The organism is Streptomyces sp. C1-1 (genome assembly GCF_050214755.1).
Classification (GTDB): domain Bacteria; phylum Actinomycetota; class Actinomycetes; order Streptomycetales; family Streptomycetaceae; genus Streptomyces.
The window spans coordinates 3,509,277-3,530,109 of sequence record NZ_CP189826.1; the positions used below are offsets into that span (position 1 = coordinate 3,509,277).

The 20,833-nt window shown below is 70.5% G+C and carries 19 protein-coding genes; 11 read left to right on the plus strand and 8 right to left on the minus strand.

The features are described from left to right. Positions 1-29 precede the first annotated feature (29 nt). From gcvT to ACQF4J_RS15845, 9 genes are all read left to right on the plus strand, one after another. Positions 30-1,148, plus strand: coding sequence for a glycine cleavage system aminomethyltransferase GcvT (gcvT, locus tag ACQF4J_RS15805; RefSeq protein ID WP_351576191.1), 1,119 nt, complete (start codon positions 30-32; stop codon positions 1,146-1,148). A 119-nt stretch (positions 1,149-1,267) separates the two neighbouring features. Continuing rightward, entirely contained in the window at positions 1,268-1,645 is a 378-nt protein-coding gene (gene gcvH / locus ACQF4J_RS15810; protein WP_108015535.1) for a glycine cleavage system protein GcvH, read from the plus strand. 14 nt (positions 1,646-1,659) lie between these two features. Beyond that, positions 1,660-2,925, plus strand: a complete 1,266-nt coding sequence (gene glyA, locus ACQF4J_RS15815; protein WP_351576194.1) for a serine hydroxymethyltransferase — start codon at positions 1,660-1,662, stop codon at positions 2,923-2,925. Positions 2,926-2,984: 59 nt separating this feature from the next. Beyond that, positions 2,985-4,352 (plus strand): L-serine ammonia-lyase, encoded by a 1,368-nt coding sequence (locus tag ACQF4J_RS15820; RefSeq protein ID WP_351576197.1) that lies wholly within the window; start codon positions 2,985-2,987, stop codon positions 4,350-4,352. A gap of 138 nt (positions 4,353-4,490) precedes the next feature. Further along, positions 4,491-6,671, plus strand: coding sequence for an AAA family ATPase (locus tag ACQF4J_RS15825; protein ID WP_351576200.1), 2,181 nt, complete (start codon positions 4,491-4,493; stop codon positions 6,669-6,671). After that, entirely contained in the window at positions 6,668-7,954 is a 1,287-nt protein-coding gene (locus ACQF4J_RS15830) for an McrC family protein (RefSeq protein WP_351802930.1), read from the plus strand. Before ACQF4J_RS15825 ends, ACQF4J_RS15830 begins: the two co-directional genes overlap by 4 nt. Positions 7,955-8,007: 53 nt before the next feature. Further along, positions 8,008-9,039, plus strand: coding sequence for a phosphatidylinositol-specific phospholipase C domain-containing protein (locus tag ACQF4J_RS15835; RefSeq protein ID WP_351802928.1), 1,032 nt, complete (start codon positions 8,008-8,010; stop codon positions 9,037-9,039). 61 nt (positions 9,040-9,100) lie between these two features. Then, positions 9,101-9,658: a glycoside hydrolase family 25 protein gene (locus ACQF4J_RS15840; protein WP_351576209.1), complete on the plus strand. Its 558-nt coding sequence runs from the start codon at positions 9,101-9,103 to the stop codon at positions 9,656-9,658. Positions 9,659-9,697: 39 nt separating this feature from the next. Further along, positions 9,698-10,243, plus strand: a complete 546-nt coding sequence (locus tag ACQF4J_RS15845; RefSeq protein ID WP_351576212.1) for an MOSC domain-containing protein — start codon at positions 9,698-9,700, stop codon at positions 10,241-10,243. Between the two features lie 10 nt (positions 10,244-10,253). On the opposite strand, the gene ACQF4J_RS15850 is transcribed toward ACQF4J_RS15845, so the two are convergent. Together ACQF4J_RS15850 and ACQF4J_RS15855 are read right to left on the minus strand one after the other, a co-directional pair. Then, on the minus strand, positions 10,254-10,916 hold the full coding sequence (locus ACQF4J_RS15850; protein WP_427165862.1) for an NADPH-dependent F420 reductase: 663 nt from the start codon (positions 10,914-10,916) through the stop codon (positions 10,254-10,256). Between the two features lie 141 nt (positions 10,917-11,057). Continuing rightward, positions 11,058-11,270, minus strand: a complete 213-nt coding sequence (locus ACQF4J_RS15855) for an EF-hand domain-containing protein (RefSeq protein ID WP_115905780.1) — start codon at positions 11,268-11,270, stop codon at positions 11,058-11,060. Positions 11,271-11,554: 284 nt separating this feature from the next. Between ACQF4J_RS15855 and ACQF4J_RS15860 the strand changes: the two genes are divergently transcribed. Beyond that, on the plus strand, positions 11,555-12,187 hold the full coding sequence (locus tag ACQF4J_RS15860; protein ID WP_351802924.1) for a GNAT family N-acetyltransferase: 633 nt from the start codon (positions 11,555-11,557) through the stop codon (positions 12,185-12,187). Between the two features lie 7 nt (positions 12,188-12,194). Here ACQF4J_RS15860 and ACQF4J_RS15865 read toward each other — a convergent pair whose 3' ends face one another. From ACQF4J_RS15865 to ACQF4J_RS15890, 6 genes are all read right to left on the minus strand, one after another. Then, positions 12,195-13,373 (minus strand): hypothetical protein, encoded by a 1,179-nt coding sequence (locus ACQF4J_RS15865; protein WP_351802922.1) that lies wholly within the window; start codon positions 13,371-13,373, stop codon positions 12,195-12,197. Then, positions 13,373-14,179, minus strand: coding sequence for a polysaccharide deacetylase family protein (locus ACQF4J_RS15870; RefSeq protein ID WP_427165865.1), 807 nt, complete (start codon positions 14,177-14,179; stop codon positions 13,373-13,375). Before ACQF4J_RS15870 ends, ACQF4J_RS15865 begins: the two co-directional genes overlap by 1 nt. A gap of 93 nt (positions 14,180-14,272) precedes the next feature. After that, entirely contained in the window at positions 14,273-14,776 is a 504-nt protein-coding gene (locus ACQF4J_RS15875) for an ATP-binding protein (RefSeq protein WP_351576231.1), read from the minus strand. 264 nt (positions 14,777-15,040) lie between these two features. Continuing rightward, positions 15,041-15,808, minus strand: a complete 768-nt coding sequence (locus ACQF4J_RS15880) for an enoyl-CoA hydratase/isomerase family protein (RefSeq protein ID WP_351576234.1) — start codon at positions 15,806-15,808, stop codon at positions 15,041-15,043. Positions 15,809-15,884: 76 nt separating this feature from the next. Continuing rightward, on the minus strand, positions 15,885-17,123 hold the full coding sequence (locus ACQF4J_RS15885) for a L,D-transpeptidase (RefSeq protein ID WP_427165866.1): 1,239 nt from the start codon (positions 17,121-17,123) through the stop codon (positions 15,885-15,887). 123 nt (positions 17,124-17,246) lie between these two features. Then, the gene (locus ACQF4J_RS15890) at positions 17,247-18,449 is read right to left on the minus strand and encodes a L,D-transpeptidase (protein WP_351576240.1); all 1,203 of its coding nucleotides are present in this window, start codon (positions 18,447-18,449) and stop codon (positions 17,247-17,249) included. 149 nt (positions 18,450-18,598) lie between these two features. On the opposite strand from ACQF4J_RS15890, the gene glgX reads away from it, so the two are divergent. Continuing rightward, positions 18,599-20,833, plus strand: coding sequence for a glycogen debranching protein GlgX (gene glgX, locus ACQF4J_RS15895; RefSeq protein WP_351576243.1), 2,235 nt, complete (start codon positions 18,599-18,601; stop codon positions 20,831-20,833).

Genomic DNA, 20,833 nt, shown 5'->3' on the forward strand with positions numbered 1-20,833 from the left:
TGTTCAACGCCCTGGGAGACGACCGTCCGATGAGCAGTACCGAAATCCGCCGTACCGCGCTCGATGCACTGCATCGCTCGCTGGGCGCGACGATGACCGACTTCGCCGGCTGGGACATGCCGCTGCGCTACGGCTCCGAGCGCGACGAGCACCTCGCCGTGCGGACGAAGGCGGGCCTCTTCGACCTCTCCCACATGGGTGAGATCACCGTGACCGGCCCCGAGGCGGCCGCCCTGCTGAACCACGCCCTGGTGGGCAACATCGCCTCGGTCGGCGTGGGCCGCGCCCGCTACACCATGATCTGCCGGGCCGACGGCGGCATCCTGGACGACCTGATCGTCTACCGGCTCGCCGAGACCGAGTACATGGTCGTCGCCAACGCCTCCAACGCCCAGGTGGTCCTGGACGCCCTCACCGAGCGGGCCGCCGGCTTCGACGCCGAGGTGCGCGACGACCGGGACGCCTACGCGCTGCTCGCCGTGCAGGGGCCGGAGTCGCCCGGCATCCTCGCCTCCCTCACCGACGCCGACCTCGACGGCCTGAAGTACTACGCCGGCCTGCCCGGCACGGTCGCCGGTGTCCCCGCGCTCATCGCGCGCACCGGCTACACCGGCGAGGACGGCTTCGAGCTCTTCGTGCGGCCGGAACACGCCGTCGAGCTGTGGCAGGCGCTGACCAAGGCCGGCGAGGGCGCCGGGCTCGTCCCCTGCGGGCTGTCCTGCCGGGACACGCTGCGCCTGGAGGCGGGCATGCCGCTGTACGGGCACGAGCTGAGCACGGCGCTGACGCCCTTCGACGCCGGCCTCGGCCGGGTGGTGAAGTTCGACAAGGAGGGCGACTTCGTGGGCCGCGAGGCCCTGGAGGCGGCCGCCGCGCGGTCGCGGGAGAACCCGCCGCGCGTCCTGGTGGGCCTGGTCGCCGAGGGCCGCCGGGTGCCGCGGGCCGGATACCCGGTCGTCGCCGGCGGCGAGGTGATCGGCGAGGTCACCTCCGGCGCCCCCTCCCCCACGCTGGGCAAGCCGATCGCGATGGCGTACGTCGACGCGGCGCACGCGGCGCCGGGCACGCCCGGGGTCGGCGTGGACATCCGGGGCAGCCACGAACCGTACGAGGTCGTGGCCCTGCCCTTCTACAAGCGGCAGAAGTAGACACTGGAGCGGGCGGCTTCCCGCACGGACGTGACGCCGAGCACATCCGCCCTGCTCACTCGCGTTTCCAGCAGTCCCCCATTCACCAGCACTCCCGCGCGTACAGGAGAATTCAGGCCATGAGCAACCCCCAGCAGCTGCGCTACAGCAAGGAGCACGAGTGGCTGTCGGCCGCCGAGGACGGCGTCTCGACGGTCGGCATCACCGAGTTCGCGGCCAACGCCCTCGGCGACGTCGTCTACGCCCAGCTTCCCGAGGTGGGCTCCGCCGTGACCGCGGGCGAGACCTGCGGCGAGCTGGAGTCGACCAAGTCGGTCAGCGACCTGTACTCCCCCGTCACCGGTGAGGTCACCGAGATCAACGAGGACGTGGTGAACGACCCGTCCCTGGTCAACTCGGCCCCCTTCGAGGGCGGCTGGCTGTTCAAGGTGCGGGTCACCGAGGAGCCGTCCGACCTGCTCTCCGCCGACGAGTACACCGCCCAGAACGCCGGCTGAGGAGCCGTAGACGCATGTCTGTCCTGAACACGTCCCTGCACGAGCTCGACCCGGAGATCGCGGCCGCGGTCGACGCCGAACTCGGGCGCCAGCAGTCCACCCTCGAGATGATCGCCTCGGAGAACTTCGCTCCGCTGGCGGTCATGGAGGCCCAGGGCTCGGTCCTGACCAACAAGTACGCCGAGGGCTACCCCGGCCGGCGCTACTACGGCGGCTGCGAGCACGTCGACGTCGCCGAGCAGATCGCCATCGACCGGCTGAAGGAGCTGTTCGGCGCCGCGTACGCCAACGTCCAGCCGCACTCCGGTGCCTCCGCCAACCAGGCGGCCCTGTTCGCGCTGGCCCAGCCCGGCGACACCATCCTGGGTCTGGACCTGGCCCACGGCGGGCACCTCACCCACGGGATGCGGCTGAACTTCTCCGGCAAGCAGTTCGACGTGGTCGCGTACCACGTCGACGACGCCGGCCTGGTCGACATGGACGAGGTGGAGCGGCTGGCCAAGGAGCACCGCCCGAAGGTGATCATCGCGGGCTGGTCGGCGTACCCGCGGCAGCTGGACTTCGCCGAGTTCCGCCGGATCGCCGACGAGGTCGAGGCGTACCTGTGGGTCGACATGGCGCACTTCGCGGGCCTGGTCGCGGCGGGGCTGCACCCCAACCCGGTGCCGTACGCGGACGTCGTCACCTCCACCACGCACAAGACGCTCGGCGGCCCGCGCGGCGGCATCATCCTCGCGCGCGGCACCGACTTCGCGAAGAAGCTGAACTCCTCGGTCTTCCCCGGTTTCCAGGGCGGTCCGCTGGAGCACGTGATCGCGGCGAAGGCGGTGTCCTTCAAGGTCGCCGCTGGCGAGGAGTTCAAGGAGCGCCAGCGGCGTACCGTGGACGGTGCCCGCATCCTCGCCGAGCGCCTGACGGCCGCCGACGCCCGCGAGGCCGGGGTGAACGTCCTGTCCGGCGGCACGGACGTGCACCTGCTCCTGGTCGACCTGCGCGAGTCCGAGCTGGACGGGCAGCAGGCCGAGGACCGGCTGCACGCCATCGGCATCACGGTCAACCGCAACGCGGTCCCCAACGACCCGCGCCCGCCGATGGTGACGTCGGGGCTGCGGATCGGTACGCCGGCGCTGGCGACCCGCGGCTTCACGGCGGAGGACTTCGCCGAGGTCGCCGACGTGATCGCCGAGGCGCTGAAGCCGTCGTACGACGCGGCGGCCCTGAAGGCCCGGGTCGAGGCCCTGGCCGACAAGCACCCGCTGTACCCCGGCCTGAACAAGTAAGTCCCCGGTGGGGCACCCGCGAGCCGGGTGCCCCATCACCCCCGCACTGAGGAGTTCCCGTGGCCATCTCGGTCTTCGACCTGTTCTCGATCGGCATCGGCCCGTCCAGCTCCCACACGGTCGGCCCGATGCGGGCGGCGCGCATGTTCGCCCGCCGTCTGCGCAACGAGGGCCTGCTGCCCTCGGTCGCCTCGGTGCGCTGCGAGCTGTACGGCTCGCTCGGCGCGACCGGGCACGGGCACGGCACGCCCAAGGCGGTGCTCCTCGGCCTGGAGGGCGCCTCGCCGCGGACGGTGGACGTGGAGACGGCGGACGAGCGTGTGGAGTCGATCAGGGCCGCGGGGCTGCTGAAGCTGCTCGGCGAGCACGAGATCCGCTTCTCCTTCGACGACGATCTCGTGCTGCACCGCCGCAAGGCGCTCCCGTACCACGCGAACGGCATGACGGTGTGGGCGTTCGACGCCTCCGGCACCGAGCTGCTGTCGAAGACGTACTACTCGGTGGGCGGCGGCTTCGTCGTCGACGAGGACGCGGTGGGCGCGGACCGCATCAGGCTCGACGACACCGTGCTGAAGTACCCCTTCCGCACCGGCGACGAGTTGCTGCGGCTGACCGAGGAGACCGGGCTGTCGATCTCCGCGCTGATGCTGGAGAACGAGAAGGCCTGGCGCACCGAGGAGGAGATACGGGCCGGGCTGCTGGAGATCTGGCGGGTCATGCAGGCGTGCGTGTCCCGCGGCATGTCCAGGGAGGGCATCCTGCCCGGTGGCCTGCGGGTCCGGCGCCGGGCGTCGATGTCGGCGCGTCAACTGCGCGCCGAGGGCGATGCGTTGGCGCACGCGATGGAGTGGATCACGCTCTACGCGATGGCGGTGAACGAGGAGAACGCGGCGGGCGGCCGCGTGGTCACCGCCCCGACGAACGGCGCGGCCGGCATCATCCCCGCCGTCCTGCACTACTACATCAACTTCGTACCCGGCGCGGACGAGGACGGCGTGGTCCGCTTCCTGCTCGCCGCCGGCGCCATCGGCATGCTCTTCAAGGAGAACGCCTCCATCTCCGGCGCCGAGGTCGGCTGCCAGGGCGAGGTCGGCTCGGCCTGCTCCATGGCGGCGGGCGCGCTGGCGGAGGTCCTGGGCGGCTCGCCGGAACAGGTCGAGAACGCGGCCGAGATCGGCATGGAGCACAACCTGGGCCTGACCTGCGACCCGGTCGGCGGCCTGGTCCAGATCCCGTGCATCGAGCGCAACGGCATGGCCGCGGTGAAGGCGGTCACGGCGGCCAGGATGGCCATGCGCGGCGACGGCTCCCACAAGGTCTCCCTCGACAAGGTCATCAAGACCATGAAGGACACCGGGGCCGACATGAGCGTCAAGTACAAGGAGACGGCCCGCGGCGGCCTCGCCGTGAACATCATCGAGTGCTGAGGCCCCGATCCTCGTCGGCTTCCCGACCGCAGCTCCCATCAGCCCGCTCTCCCCGAAACGGACCGACCCGACACCACAAGTGACGTCGTGCTGCAGCCCCTTCTAGGGTGAACACTTCGAGCACTGGGGGTGGTGTCGGTGGCAGAACAGTCCGACGGCGCAAGGGTGGTGGCCGCCGTACAGCGCGTCTTCCGGGACGGGTTGCTCAGCGGACAGTCCGCCTTCGCGCGGGAACTGCGGGCGTGGACCGAACAGACGGCCGCCGACCTGCGCGCCCGCTTCGTTGACCGCCCGGACGAATCCGCGGACACGTTCGTCGTCAAGCTGCGCCGCCAGCTGGACGCCGCGCCGGACGAGACGATCGCGCTCGCGGCCGAGCTGCTTTTCGTGAACATGGCGCCGCTGGTGCCCGAGCAGATCGGAATACCCAAGAAGCGGGAGATCCTCAGCGAGGTGCTGTCCTGGGCCGGACGGCCCATCACGATCCCGACAGACCTGGCGCCGGCTCTCAGGGGCTTCATTCACGGCGGCCAGGGGTTCCTGAACTACCGGTGGGCACAGTTCCAGATTCTGGTGCTGCTGGTGGAGCGGCTCGCCGGAATGCCGCCTGCCGAGCGCGCATCAGTCCTTCACGACCCTTGGCGGTTCCGAGCCGAGTGCTTCGCCGTGCAGGAGGCCGCCGGGCACAAGAAGGGGCGGGCGCAGATCCACGTACTGCTGCACCTGCTCTTCCCGGACGACTTCCAGCCCATCGCCAGCGTCTTTCACAAACAGTCGATCCTGAAGGCGTTCGGGGACGAACTCCGCGAGCGCACCGGCGACGACGACCGGGATCTGCTCACTCTCAGCAGGGCCCTTCAGGAGCAGGCCGGAGGACCGGTCGACCTCTACGAGGAGCCGTGGGTGGGCCGTTGGCGGCGCGGCCCCGTCGAGCACGGGCAGCGCGGGTGGCTGGTGCGTGGATACAACGTGGACGGGCACAATCTGATCCCCACCTGGCTCGAACAGGGCTACTGCTCGGTGTCCTGGCTGGAGGTACCTGAGATCCCCGCCGGCGTCGGCAAGCCCGAGATTCAGCGCTTGGTCGCGGAATCCACGCCGGACGCCACGGTCCAGGCCCGTGGGCAGGCCGTGTACCAGTTGCATGTCTTCCTGACCGTCATGCAGCCCGGTGACCTCGTGGTCACGGTCACCCCGGAAGAGGTGCACGTGGGCACCGTCCAGGGGGCGGCGTGGTACGACGCCTCGGAGAGCCCGCACAACGCCCGCCGCCGCCCCGTCCAGTGGGCCACTGCCGGGCGACCTCTGCCCCGAGCGGAACTCCCGGAGGCAGTACAGGCACGGCTGACGCGACCGCCCACGGTGTACGACATCAGCAGTGTGACGGCCGAACTCGCCGAACGCGCCGGTCTGGAGGACGTCGTCGCCGAGCCTCTGCTGGAGGCCGACGTCACCAAACCGCTTGAACTGCCACCGATAACGGCGGAGTTGGCCTCGCAGCTACTGATGCCGCAGGAATGGCTGAAGGAGACCGCCGAGCAGCTCCAAGAACAGCGTCAGTTGATCTTCCATGGGCCGCCCGGCACTGGAAAGACCTACCTGGCACGAGCTCTGGCCCGGCACCTGGCCGGCCCCGACCGGGTGGAGCTCGTGCAGTTCCACCCCTCGTACACCTACGAGGACTTCTTCGAGGGCTTCCGCCCGCTCAAGGGCGAGAACGGCTCGGTGGTTTTCGAGGTGCAGCCGGGTCCGCTGAAGCTGCTGGCCGAACGGGCCAGGAAGGACCCGGCAAATCCGTATGTGCTGATCATCGACGAGATCAACCGCGCCAATGCGGCGAAGGTCTTCGGCGAGCTGTATTTCCTGCTGGAGTACCGCGAGGAACCGGTCACGACCCAGTACAGCCCGCACGACCCCTTCCACTTGCCCGGCAATCTGCTCGTCATCGGCACGATGAACACCGCCGACCGGTCGATCGCGCTGGTCGACGCGGCGATGCGCCGACGCTTCGCCTTCCGACGCCTCTCGCCCGACAGGCCTCCGATCGCCGGGCTCCTGGCACGCTGGCTACAGGCCCGCGCCCTGCCGGACACCCCCGCCCGGCTGCTGGACGCGCTCAACGCCCGGCTGGGTGATGCCGACCGGGCCATCGGGCCGTCCTATCTGATGAAGCCGGCCGTGGTCCGGCCGGAGGGGCTCGACCTCGTCTGGCGCACCCAGATCCTGCCCCTGCTCGAGGACCAGCTCTACGGCACCGGTATCGAGGTCGAGGAGGAGTACGGTCTGCCCGCCCTGCGCGCCGCGCTGGAGGAGCGATGACGCCCGGCACCGACTTGCTGCACCTCGCCGTGCCCGAAGCGGGCCCCGGCACGGTGCGCGAGCTGACCGGTGACCAGATCGCCGCACTGCTCACCGTGCCGGGGCTGGTGCGGTTGAGTCCGGCTGTCGGCGGCCGTTGGCGGGTGAGCGGCAACCAGAAGGCCGGCCTGGTAAGACTGCGTACCCCGTCCGGGGGCGCCGTCCAGCTGCTGCTGCGCCCCAAACTCCCCGTGGGCAACCTGCTCTTTCTGCTCTGTCACTCCCCCTCCGACCCCTGGCTCCGCGAGGCCGTCACGGGGGCCGAGTCAGAGGACCTGCTGCCCGCCGTCGCAGAACTGCTCGTCCGGATCGCCCGCCGCACCCTGGAGGCCGGAGTGCTGCACGGCTACCGCACAGTGGAGGAGGAAGCGCCCTTGGTCCGGGGCCAGATCCGCACAGCGGGCCAGCTGCGCCGCTTCGGGATGCCCCTACCGGTCTCCATCCGCTACGACGACCACACCCCGGACATCGCCGAGAACCGGATTCTCCTCGCGGCACTGCATCTCGCCGCCAGACTGCCGGGCCTACCCCGACACACCGACGTCGCCCTGCGGCACCTCGCCCACCACCTCGACGCCGTGCAGCCGCCGCGCCCGGGCGAGCCCCTGCCCGGATGGACACCGAACCGGCTGAATTCCCGCTATGTGCCGGCTCTCAGGCTCGCCGAACTGCTGCTGTCGGGCCGCTCCGTGCGGCTCGAGGGCGGCGAACCCGTCACCGCCGACGGCTTCGTGCTCGACATGCCGACCGTCTTCGAACGGTTTCTCACCTCGACTCTGGGTGACGCCCTCGCCCGCCACGGGGTGCGGTGCGCAGCGCAGGAACAGCACCATCGCCTCGACCTGGCCGGCCATGTGCGGCTCCGCCCCGACCTGGTGCTCTACCGGTCCGGCCGCACGCTCTCCGTCGTCGACGCCAAGTACGCCGTCCGCCACGAACCCGCGCCTCCCACCGAGCACCTCTATCAACTGCTGTCCTACTGCACTGCCCTGGGCCTTCCGTCCGGTCATCTCGTCTACGCGACGACCAGCCATGAGGCCACCGTCTCGCGGGCGCCGGCGACGGACCACGTGATCCGCCGTGCCGGTATTACTGTCACCGCCCACGGCCTGAATCTGGGTGGGCCTCCGAGCACCCTGCTCACTGAGGTGTCCGCGCTTGCCGACCGCATCGCCCTCTCGGGACCGCAGGGGCCACCGCGACGGAGGGAGAATGACGTTCCCCCCGGGTCTACCCATCAGTAACCATCTGCCCCTACGCTGCCGCCAACTCGGTGACGGCAAAGGGGTATTGACGTATGCGCGTGGTGAGACGGATGGCGGCGCTGCTGGGCGCGGCCGCGATGCTGATGGCGGTACCGGGCAACGCTCAGGCGGCGTCGCCGAAGTTCTCGGAGACGACGGCGATCGGGACGCACAACGCGTACGAGAAGGCCAAGTACACCTACTGGGCACAGGCGTTGGACTCCGGTGCCTCGCTGCTGGAGCTGGACGTGTACGCGGACAGCCTGAGCAAGCGGTGGCGGGTGAGCCACAGCAACCCGCTCGGCAACGACAACAACTGCGAGAAGGCGGCCACGCCGAGCGAGCTCTACAGCAAGAACCGCAACCAGGACCTCGGCAGCTGCCTGGACAACATGGCGGCCTGGCAGCAGCTCCACCCGGACCACGCCCCTGTCGTCGTCAAGGTCGAGATGAAGGTCGGCTTCAACAACAACGTCGGCCTCGGCCCCGACGAGTTCGACACCCTGGTCTCGCGCAAGCTCGGCGGCAGCGTCTTCAGGCCGGCCGACCTGCTCGGCTCCTCCTACTCCACGCTCGACGCGGCGGCGAAGGCGAACGCGTGGCCGACGCGGGACGCGATGAAGGGCAAGTTCCTCTTCGAGCTCATCCCCGGCACGGTCGAGCAGCAGAACCCCTTCGACCACTACTGGACCGACGAGGAGTACGGCGACCACCTGCGCGACCTGTACGCGGCCGGGGACATCTCGGCGGCGCAGGCCTTTCCCGCGGTGCTCGGCGCGGCGAGCGGCGACCCGCGCACCGGCCGCTACGACAGCTCCATCCGGCCGTGGTTCGTCTTCTTCGACGGGGACGCGGCGGCGTACGTGAACAACGGGTACGACACGTCCTTCTACTCGACGAACCACTACATCCTGATCACGACGGACGCGGCCGGCGTCTCCCCGGCGATCTCCTCGACCGCCCCGACGGACGCCGAAGTAGCCGCCCGGCTGGCGCTGTTGGCGGCGGACCACGCGAGTCTGATCACCTCGGACTGGGCGGCGAAGCCGGCATCCGTTCTGAGTTCGGTGGCTGCGAGAGGTTGACGTCTTAAAGTATGGGGTCTACAACTCCCCTCCCCACGACAGCACTTCAGGGAGTCCCCCCATGCTGCACGGAATCGACGTCAGTGCGTTCCAGTCCGCCTCGTACGGCACGGACGGCCTCTCCTTCGTCTTCGTCAAGGCGACGGAGGGCCGTTCGTACGTCAACCCGAGACTGGCCGCGCAGACGAAGACCGCCCGGGACGCGGGTCTGGTCGTCGGCTTCTACCACTTCCTGTGGCCCGGCAACCTCGAGGCCCAGGCCGAGTACTTCGTCAGTCATGCCCCCGAGAGGGCGGGCGACATCCTTGCCGTGGACTGGGAGACGACGAGCTCCGGGACGCACGCGAGCAACGCGGAGAAGGACTCGTTCATCCGCAAGGTGAAGGCGCTCAGGCCGAACAACCGGGTGATCCTCTACGCCAACAGGAACTTCTGGCTCGACATCGACCGCACCTCGTACGCCGGCGACGGCCTGTGGATCGCCGACTACGTCACGGCGGGCAAGCCCCGTATCAAGGCCAAGTGGCGCTTCCACCAGTACTCCAGCGAGCCGCACGACAAGGACGTCGCGGACTTCGCGAGCAAGGCGGCCCTCAAGGAGTGGGCCGCGGGCGCATGAGTGAGAGATCATCCCCATAGGGACGAGGGGAGAATTCTCATGTCGGGTGGCTCGGTCGCCGCGGTCAGCAGCAACGGGACGTATTCGTTCACCAAGCCCAACCGGGAGAGCATCACGCTGCTCGCGGGGCTGGGTGTCGAGGGTGACGTGCACGCCGGGGTGACGGTGAAGCACCGGTCGCGGGTGGCCCGGGACCCCTCGCAGCCGAACCTGCGCCAGGTGCACCTCATTCACGAGGAACTGTTCGACGAGGTCCATGAGGCCGGCTTCGAGGTCGCGGCCGGGCAGCTCGGGGAGAACGTCACCACGCGTGGGCTCGACCTGCTGGGCCTGCCGGTGGGCACGCTGCTGCGGCTCGGGGACGAGGCCGTCGTCGAGGTCACCGGGCTGCGCAACCCCTGTCTGCAGATCGACAACTTCCGCAGCGGGCTGCTGAAGCAGGTCGTCGGGCGGGACGCGGACGGCTCGGTCCGGCTCAGGGCCGGGATCATGGGCGTCGTCGTGAGCGGAGGCGTGGTGCGGCCCGGAGATCCGGTGAAGGTCGAGCTGCCGGAGGGGCCGCACCGGCCGTTGGAGATCGTCTGAGCAGGCCGCGTCAGGCCCGCCACTCCGCCGTACGCTCGGGGCTCGCCGCGGCCAGCGCCTTCGTGACTCCGTCGACGCCCTCGCGCAGGCCGTACACCGGGGTGCCGGGCTGCTGGCGCCAGGAGTCGTCGAGGCCGCCGGCGTCCACGGTGTCGAAGCCGAGCTCGTCGATCAGCGCCCTGACCTTCCGCTTGGCCACCTCGTCGTCGCCCGCCACCGGGAGGGCCTGCCGGTCGGGGGCGCCGGCCGGGCTCGGGCGCTCCAGGATGTCGGCGGCGAAGGTGCCGTTGAAGGCCTTGACGACCGGGTGCCCGATCTGCCGCTCGGTCCAGCGGCTCTCGGTCAGGCCCTCGTCCTCGATCCCGGCGATCTTCCCGTCGCGCTGCTGGGGGTAGTAGTTGCCGGTGTCGATCACCGCGACGCCCTCGGCGGCCCCGTCGAGCAGGCCGGAGGGCAGGTTCGGGACGGCCTTCAGGGGAACGGTGACGACGACGATCTCCGCGTCGCGCGCCGCCTCCTCCACCGGCACCGGTGTCGCGCCGGTCTCCTCGGCCAGCTCGGTGAGGGTCTGCGGGCCGCGGGAGTTGGCCACGGAGACGTCGTGTCCGAGGGCGGTCAGCCGCCGGGTGAGGTTGCCGCCGATGTTGCCCGCGCCGATGATGCCGATCTTCATGACAGGCCTTGCCTTTCGAGTCGATGCACACGCATACGTCTGGTGGGCGTCAACCCCGGGCCTCTCCGGGCTATTCCGCAGGACGTCCGGACGGACGAAGGGGCGCCGGCGCACACGGCGCCGGCGCCCCTCGGGCGAGCGTCACTTGTTCAGGTACGCCCAGAACTCGTCGAACGACAGGACCTTGTCGCCGTTGAGGTCGCGGGCCTTGATGATGACCTCGGCCACCGATTCGGTGACGTTCCAGTCGCCCCCCTGCGCCAGAGCGGTCTTGAACTCGGCGGCGGTGATGAACCCGTCGCCGTCGGTGTCGATCCTCTGGAACTCCTTGCGCGCTGCTTCGATATCGGCCACCGATCCGCCCCTTTTATCCATGTTCCATTGCCATGCTGGCGTACTGACGCAGGTCAGACTAACCGCCCGGACGCGCCTCCAGTGCGGCGACCACCGCGGTAGCGGGCGAGACGGCACCTTGCGCACGTCCTCCAGGCCGAGGCCCAGCTCGCGCGGGGTGCGGATCAGCTCCAGGCGTGCGGCGGACCCGGCGTCGCAGAGCCGGTAGCCGCCCGGGGAGCGGGTGACCGGTCATCTCTGCGAGTGTGGGCCTTCCAGTGGGTGGAGACTCAAGGAGCGCGGAGATGGAGACGTTGCGGGACATTCTCGGCGCGGCGGCCCGCGGTGTCTTCCCGCCCGCGAACGGCGGTACGACCGTCGTCCCGCAGGCCTGCCACCGGGACGCCGGGGTCCTCGCCTTCACCGCGCACTCCGTCGTCTTCACCGACGAGGATCCGGGCTGGGTGTACGACACCCTGCGCGCCACGGACTGCGATCCGCTGGCCGCCTCCATGAACCCGCGTTTCCTCGCGGCGCTCATGGAACGTACGGGCCGCAGGGCGGAGACGATCGACGCACTGCTGGTCGCCGCCCCGCTGCCCGGCGAACCGCCCCTGGCGCTGCGGGAGATCGACGACGCCGTCCACTCCCGGGTCGGCTACGCCCGCGGGCGGCGCGACGAGGTGCGGGCCTGGGAGGCGGACGGCGCGGTGCTGGTGACGGGGCGCGGGGTCGGCGGCCGGCTGGAGGTCTCGGTGGAGGTGGACGAGGGGGTACGGCAGCGGGGGCTGGGGCGGCTGCTGGTGAGAGCCGCCCGCCATCTCGTCGCCGAGCCGCTGTGGGCGCAGGTCGCCCCGGGCAACGCCCGCAGCGTGCGGGCGTTCCAGGCGGCCGGCTACCGGGCCGTGGGCTCGGAGGCGCTGCTGCTGCCCGAGTAGGGCCGGGTCAGCGGAAGATGCCCGTGTGGCCGAGCGAGTACCGGCCCGGCTGGGGGTAGACCGCGAGCCCGTGCGGGCCGCTGCCGACCTTGATGCGGGCCAGTTCACGGCCGGAGGCGGTGTCGATGGCGTACACCTCGGCGTTGTAGCGGCCGGACAGCCACAGAACCTTGCCGTCCGCCGAGACGCCGCCCATGTCGGGGCTGCCGCCGCCGGGCAGGTGCCACTTCTTGGTGAGCTTGTTCTGCGCGAAGTCGAAGACCGAGATGCTGCCCTCGCCACGGTTGGAGATGTACATCTCGCGCGAGTCGCGGCTGATGTAGAGGCCGTGGGCGCCCTTGCCGGTGGGCAGGAAGGACGGCTGGGTGAACTTGTCGCCGTCGAGGATCCACACGCCGTCGGCCATCATGTCGGCGATGTAGAACCGCTTGCCGTCGGGGGAGATCTTCACGTCCTGCGGCATCGAGCCGTGGAACGGCAGCTTCTGCTGGCCGACGACCTGCATCCGCTCGGTGTCGACCTTGAGCAGTTCTCCGCTGAACTCGCAGGAGACGATGAAGTACCGGCCGTCCAGGGAGAAGTCGGCGTGGTTGACGCCGTAGCAGCTGACCGGGACGGTCTTGACGCGCTTCATGGTGTGCGCGTCGCGGAAGACGAGTTCGCGGTCGAGGGAGGCCATGACGATCGCGTACTTGCCGTTCGGCGTGAAGTAGAGGTTGTACGGGTCGTGCACGTCGACCGTCCTGCCCGTCCTGCCGGTCTTCGGGTCGATGGGGGTGAGGGTGTTGCCGCGGTCGTTGTTGACCCACAGCGTCTTCAGGTCCCAGGAGGGGACGACGTGCTGGGGCTGGGTGCCGACCGGGATCGTCCCGATCACCTTGTAGGTCTCGGGGTCGATGACGGAGACGGTGTTGGAGTTGGTGTTGGGGACGTAGACGCGGGACGGGAAGTCCTTGACGACCGGGGAGAGCCGGTTCGGGCGGTCGGCCGCGTACACGTCCTTGGGGTCGAGGACGGGCGGCATGCCGGGCAGCCCCTGGACGGCGGCCTTCTTCTCGGCCGGCGCGACGGCCGCCTTGCTGCCGAGGGCCTCGTCCTTGTGGTGGTCGGCGCCGGAGCTGCAGGCTGCCAGGGAGACGAGGACGGCACTCGCGAGGAGAGCGTGGGCGATTCGGGTGCGCTGCATCAGCTGAACAACTCCGTGGTGGTCACCGCGGACAGACCGCGGTGGGCGAGTTCTTCCAGGACGGCGGGGAGCGCCTTGACGGTGTCCGGGTAACCGAAGTGCAGGCTGACCATGGACCCGTCGCGCACCTCGGCGGCGACCTTGCGCGTGATGGCGTCGGCGCCGGGCCGGGTGTAGTCGAGGGAGTCGACGTCGTAGGACAGGACGTGCGGGTATCCGGCCTCGCGGGCCAGGCGGGCGACGAGCGGGGAGGCCAGCGGGGCCCGGGAGGGGCGGAACCAGGTGCCGATCGAGCCGGTGAGGCGCCGGAGCCGGTCCGCGCAGGCGGTGATCTCGGAGCGGGCGTCGGCCTCGGACATGGTGTCGATCGCCAGGTGCCGCTGGGTGTGGTTGCCCAGGTCGTGGCCGCCGTCGAGGATCCGGCGGGCGATGTCGGGGTGCTCGTCGAGCCAGGTTCCGACGGCGAGGACGGTCAGGTGCGCGCCGTGCTTCTCGGCCTCGGTCAGCAGGGAGTGGGCGATGGCGGGGTCGCCCTGGCCGTGGAAGGTGAGGGCGACGCGGGGGCGGGTGCGGGGGCCGTGGGTGAGCTGGGCGGGTCGGCCCGGGTAGCGGCGGGGGGCGGGGGCCACTGCGGGGGAGGTCGGCGGGGTGGCGGAGGGTTCGGTGGACGTCGGACGCGACGCGGAGGGCGCGGGATGTGCGACGGCGCCGTGCGTGGCACATCCGGCGGAGAGGGCGCCTGCGGCGAGGAGGCCGGCGCCCGTGCGTAGGGCCGTGCGGCGGTCGGTCGGGGTCACCCGCACCATTTAAGAGGGGCAGGGTAAGAAAACGGCCGATTGCCCCGATTAGGGGGCGTTTTCGGGTCGCGGCGAACGGGAGCGGCCCTGAGCCGACAGGCCCTAGCGGTCGGCGACGCGCATTTCGAACCAGGTTGTCTTGCCGCGGGGCAGCAGGTCGACGCCCCAGCGGTCGGAGAGCTTGTCGACCAGGAACAGACCGCGGCCGCTGATGTCGGTCTCCTGGACGGGCATCAGACAGGGCAGCCCCCGGGACGGGTCGCGGACCTCGATGCGGATCCAGCCCCTGCGGCGGCGCATCCGGAGGCCGAACACCCGGGCTCCGGTGTGCCGGACGGCGTTGCCGACCAGCTCGGAGACCAGCAGGACCACGTCCTCGGTCATCTTCGGCGTCAGCCCCCACTGGCGGAGGACGACGACCTGGGCGAGGCGGCGGGCGGTGGCCGCGGACTCGGGGCGGGAGGGGAGCGGCACCTCCGCGTCCGTCGGGTTGCCGAACAGTTCCAGCGCTTTCAGCGCCCGCTCGTCCTCCACCGCGGGCGACCAGCGCGCCGCCGTCGCACGGCCGTGTCCCCGCGGCTGTTCGATGCCCTCCAGCCCCGCCATGCCCCCATCATGGCCGCCGAAAGCTCACTCCGGGGCCGTTCCGGGGGAATACGCCCCCCGGAATCAACCGCTCCGGATGAGTCGTTTGACATATGCCAAAGTCAATTCGTGGTCACCCACAACCCGGTTGAGCTGCGACGCAGGCATCGCGAGCGGCAATCGACCGCCCCCCTGGATCAGCCAGACTTAAGGTTGCCTTAAGGCTCTCATAAACCGCCCCATCGAGGGACCACCGGATCAGACAGCGTGTCAATTGCAAGTGGTTCAGAGGAACTTCGCCTTGCCGGGTCCCTCCTCCACGAAGCTCCGCATCCCCCGCTCCCGGTCCTCGGTGGCGAACAGGCCCGCGAACCAGTTCCGTTCCACCGCGAGTCCCGTGTCGATGTCGGTCTCCAGGCCCGTGTCGATGGACTCCTTCGCCGCCCGCAGCGCGAGCGCCGGACCCTGCGCGAGCTTCGCCGCCCACTCGTGCGCCGCGGTGTACACCTCGGCGGCCGGGACGACCCGGTCGACCAGGCCCAGCGCCAGCGCCTCGTCCGCCCTGACCATACGTCCGGTGAAGATCAGGTCCTTGGCCTTGGAGGGGCCGATGAGCCGGGACAGCCGCTGGGTGCCGCCGGCGCCCGGGATCAGGCCGAGGAGGATCTCGGGCTGGCCGAGCTTGGCGTTGTCCGCGGCGATGCGGAAGTCCGCGCACAACGCGAGTTCGCAGCCGCCGCCGAGGGCGTAGCCGGTGACCGCCGCGACCACCGGCTTGGGGATGCGGGCCACCGCCGTGAACGAGTCCTGCAGGGCGCGGGCGCGCAGGACCATCGCCGTGTGGTCCATGTTCTGCATCTCCTTGATGTCCGCGCCCGCCGCGAACACCTTCTCCCCGCCGTAGACGATCACGGCCCGCACGTCCTCGCGCCGGGTCGCCTCCTCGGCGAGCTCCTTGAGCCGGTCCTGGGTGGCGACGTCCAGCGCGTTCATCGGCGGACGGTCGAGGCGGATGGTGCCGACACCTTCGGCGACTTCGAGATTCACGGTCATGCAGGCAGGTTAACGGGGACTAACGACAACGGCCCCGGTGTGGTACCTCACACCGGGGCCGTCGATCGACGGACGTCTACGACTTCCACTTCTCCCACGACATGTTCCAGCCGTTGAGTCCGTTGGCCGGGTCGACGGTACGGTCGTCGGAGTTCTTCACCGTCACCACGTCGCCGACGATGGAGTGGTCGAAGAACCAGGCGCCCGGCAGCGAGCGGTCGTAGCCGCCGCGCGCGTCGCGCAGGCCGATGCAGCCGTGGCTGGCGTTGTAGTTGCCGAACGCGCCGCCGCCCCAGTAGTTGCCGTGGGCGAAGGTGCCCGAGTCGGTCAGCCGCATGGCGTCCGGGACGTCCTTGATGTCGTACTCGCCGCCGTAGCCGACCGTGTCGCCGTTCATCCGGGTCACCCGCAGCTTCTCGCTGATGACCATCTGGCCGTTCCAGGTGTCGTAGCCCGGCTTGCCGGTGGTGACGGGAAGGGTCTTGTACACCTTCCCGTCCCGCATGACCTTCATCGTGTGCTTCTTGGCGTCCACGATCGAGACCTGGTTGCGGCCGACGGTGAACTTCACGGTCTTGGCCTGCTTGCCGTAGACACCGGGGCGGCCCTCGACGCCGTCCAGGTTCAGGCTGACGGTGACCTTGGTGCCGGACTTCCAGTAGTCCTCCGGGCGGAAGTCGAGGCGGTCGTTGCCGAACCAGTGGCCCTCGACGTCGACGGCCGGCTCGGTCTTGATGCTGATGGCCTTCTCGACGTCACCGGGGTGCGTGATGCCCCGGGTGAAGCGGATCGAGAACGGCATCCCGACGCCGACGGTGGAGCCGTCCTCGGGGGTGAAGCTGCCGATGAAGGTGTTCTTCGGGGTCAGCGTGGTGAAGCTGGAGTCCTCGGCCGCCTGGCGGCCCTCGGAGTCCTTGGCGACGGCGTGCACGGTGTACTTCGTGGACGCCGCCAGATGCGTGGACGGCGTCCACGAGGCGCCGCCGTCGGTGATCTTCCCGGCTATCGCCTCGCCCTTGGCGGTCTTGACCTCGACCTGCGTCAACTTGCCCTTGGAGGCGCTGACCTTGAGCGCGCCGCTGGTGTCGACGGAGGTCGCGCCGTCCTTCGGGGCGATGGCGACGACGGCCACCGACTGCTTGCTCTGCGCGCTGTCCGCGCCCTTGCCCTTGGCGTCCCCGGAACCGGACCCGGAGCCCGAGCCACCCCCTCCGCACGCGGTGACGGTGAGGAGCAGGGCGCCGAGTATCAGCGCCGGCACTCCCCTGCGTCCGCGCGCGTCAACCGACGCCCCCGATATCGGCCGCACGTTCAAGTCGTTCTCCCCTCCCGGGCCTGGTCGGGCCCCACCCCAGTGCGCCAGCCCAGCGCATTCGCGCATATTAACCGCAGGGTTTTGAGAATCGTGTCAGCCGAAGGTCACCGTTTCGTCCCAACATCAACTGCCCGCTTTCCACTCCTTCCACCCCATGTTCCATCCCCCGAGGCCGTTGTCGGGAGCGACCTTTTTGTCATTGCTGTGGACCACCTCGATGACGTCCCCGATCAGGCTGCGGTCGAAGAACCAGCCCGCGGGGGTGTCGGAGCCGCCGCCCTTGACGTCCCTGAGCCCCACGCACCCGTGGCTGACATTGACCCGGCCCGGGGCGTCGGGCGCCCAGTAGTTGCCGTGGACGAAGGTGCCGGAGTCGGTCAGGCGCATGGCGTGCGGGACGTCCGGGATGTCGTACTCGCCGCCGAAGCCGACCGTGCGGCTGTTCATGCGGGTGACCTCGAGCATCTCCATCACCACCATCTTCCCGTTGTAGGTGGTGTGCTGGGGCGAGCCGGCCGTGATGGGCACGGTGGCCAGCAGGGCGCCGTCCCGCCGCACCTGCATGGTGTGCCCTGCAGCGTCGACCAGGGAGACCTGGCTGCGGCCGACGGTGAAGGAGAACGTCTTGTCCTGGATGCCGTAGACGCCGGGCGCCCCCTCCACGTCCCGCAGCCGCAGATCGACCGTGACCTGGGTGCCGGGCTTCCAGTAGTGCTCGGGGCGGAAGTCCAGGCGGCCCCCGCCGAACCAGTGCGGGCGGATCTCGACGGCCGGGCGGGCGGTGACGCGGATCGCGCGCTCGACCGCCGCGCGGTTCGCGACCTCCCGGTTGAACTCCAGGGAGACGATCATGCCGGTGCCGACGATGGCGCGGTTCTCGGGAGTGACGTAGCCGACGAACCGCTCGTCGGGGACGTAGGTGGTGAAGGTCGTGTGGCGGGCCGACCTGCGGCCGTGCCCGTCCAGGGCGACCGCGTCGACGGTGTACTTGGCGGCGAGCGCGAGCCGGCCGTCGTCCGGCTCCCAGCGCAGTCCGTCGTCGGAGACGTGCCCGGGTACCTCGGTCTCCTGCGCGTCCTGTGCCTCGACGACCTTCACCGACTCCAGGCGCCCGCTGGGCACCCGCACCACGAGCCGCTGGTCGGGCCGGACACTCTTGCTGCCGTCGTCCGGTGAGACCCGGATGACGTCCTCGGGAGCGGGTGGCTTGCCGAGGGCCTCGTCGATGCCGGTCGGGGAGGTGCAGCCGGCGAGGAGCCCCGCCCATGTCAGTACGGCGGCCAGTGCGGCCCCCGCGCGCCGCGCGCGCCTGTGTGCGTCCTTCACATGGGGCCCAACGAGCGGCCCCCCCTGGGGAAACGTGAGTGCGAGCCACGCTCTGGGCAGAACAGTGGGGAGGACGGCGTGAGGGGCGCCGCGGCCGGGACGCCGCACGCCCTTTCCATCCCGTTCCACGAGCCGTGGGAGGCCGACAGGTGTCCAGCGCAGCCGAGCAGGAGGCGGTGGCCGAGAAGGGTGTGCGCCCTTCCGCCGTGGTCGACGGCGCGCCCCGCAGGGTGCCGGGCGTGCCCGTGCGGCCGGGTGCGCCGACGCCGCTGGGCGCCAGGTTCCGTACCGGGCCGGACGGGGTGGCGGGTACCAACTTCGCGCTGTGGGCGGGCGGGGCGGAGGCGGTGGAGCTGTGCCTGTTCGACGAGCGGGGCAAGGAGACGCGGGTCCGTCTGACCGAGCTGACCCACGAGATCTGGCACGGCTTCGTGCCGGGGGTCGTGCCCGGGCAGCGGTACGGCTACCGGGTGCACGGCCGCTGGGACCCGTGGACCGGCGGCCGCTGGAACCCGGCCAAGCTGCTGCTCGACCCGTACGCGCGCGCGGTGGACGGCGACTTCGGGCTGCCCCCGGAGGTGTACGGGCATGTGCGCGACTGGCCGCAGCAGCACGTCGCGGACACCGTGCGCGACGAGCGGGACTCGGCGCCGTACGTCCCCAAGGGCGTCGTCGTCCACGATGACGACGACTGGTCCGACGACCGCCGCCCGAAGACCCCGTGGGCGGACTCGGTCATCTACGAGCTGCACGTGCGGGGCTTCACCAAGCTGCACCCGGGCATCCCGCAGGAGCTGCGCGGCACCTACGCCGGTCTGGCGCACCCGGCCGCGATCGAGCACCTGGTCGGGCTGGGCGTCACGGCGGTGGAGCTGCTGCCCGTGCACCAGTTCGCCCACGAGGACCACCTGCTGCGCCGCGGCCTGAAGAACTACTGGGGCTACAACTCCATCGGCTACTTCGCCCCGCACGCCGGGTACGCCGCCTCCGGTACGACGGGCCAGCAGGTCGGCGAGTTCAAGCGCATGGTGCGGGCGCTGCACGCGGCCGGCATCGAGGTGATCCTGGACGTCGTCTACAACCACACGGCCGAGGCGGGCGAGCTGGGCCCGACGCTGTCGCTGAAGGGCATCGACAACCGCGGCTACTACCGGCTGCAGTCGGACGCCCGGCGCTACGCGGACTACACCGGCTGCGGCAACACCCTGCACGTGGTCCAGCCGCACGTGCTGCGCCTCATCACCGACTCGCTGCGCTACTGGGTGACGGAGATGGGCGTCGACGGCTTCCGCTTCGACCTGGCCGCCGCGCTGGCCCGCTCGATGCACGACGTCGACATGCTCTCGCCGTTCCTCGCGGTCATCGCCCAGGACCCGGTGCTCCGGCGCGTGAAGCTGATCGCCGAGCCCTGGGACGTGGGCTCCGGCGGCTACCAGGTGGGTGCCTTCCCACCGCTGTGGACGGAGTGGAACGACCGGTACCGCAACGCCGTGCGGGACTTCTGGCGCGGCGCGCTGCCCGACGTGCGGGACCTCGGCTACCGCCTGTCGGGCTCCAGCGACCTCTACGCGTGGGGTGGCCGGCGCCCCTACGCGTCCGTCAACTTCATCACCGCGCACGACGGTTTCACCCTGCGCGACCTGGTGTCGTACGAACGCAAGCACAACGAGGCCAACGGCGAGGGCAACCGCGACGGCACGGACGACAACCGGTCCTGGAACTGCGGGGCGGAGGGCGAGACCGACGACGAGCGCGTACGGGCGCTGCGGCGGCGGCAGCTGCGGAACCTGCTGACCACCCTGCTGCTGTCGACGGGCGTGCCGATGCTGGTCGCCGGTGACGAACTGGGCCGCACCCAGCGCGGCAACAACAACGCCTACTGCCAGGACAACGAGATCGGCTGGCTGGACTGGGGACTGCTGGCGGAGCCCGGCTGGAAGGCGCTGGCCGACCTCACCTCCCGGCTGATCGCGCTGCGCCACCGCCATCCGGTGCTGCGCCGCCGCGCCTTCTTCTCGGGCCGCGCGCACTCGGCGGACGGCCTGCGCGACCTGGCCTGGTTCACCTCGCGCGGAGCGGAGATGACGGAACGGGACTGGTACGCGCCGGCCGCCACCCTCGGCATGTACCTCTCCGGCCGGGACATCCCGGGCCGCGACGAGCGGGGCGAGGCGATCCTCGACGACAGCTTCCTCGCCGTCCTGCACGCCGGCGACCGCCCGTCGAGCTTCGTCCTGCCGGGGCCGCCGTGGGCCGAACGCTACGAGGTGGTCGTCGACACCTCGCGCGAGACCCAGTCGGAAGAACCGGCGGTGGCGCACCGCGCAGGCACGGCGATCACGATCCCGGCCCGCTCGGTACTGCTGCTGCGGGTGGCCGGATGA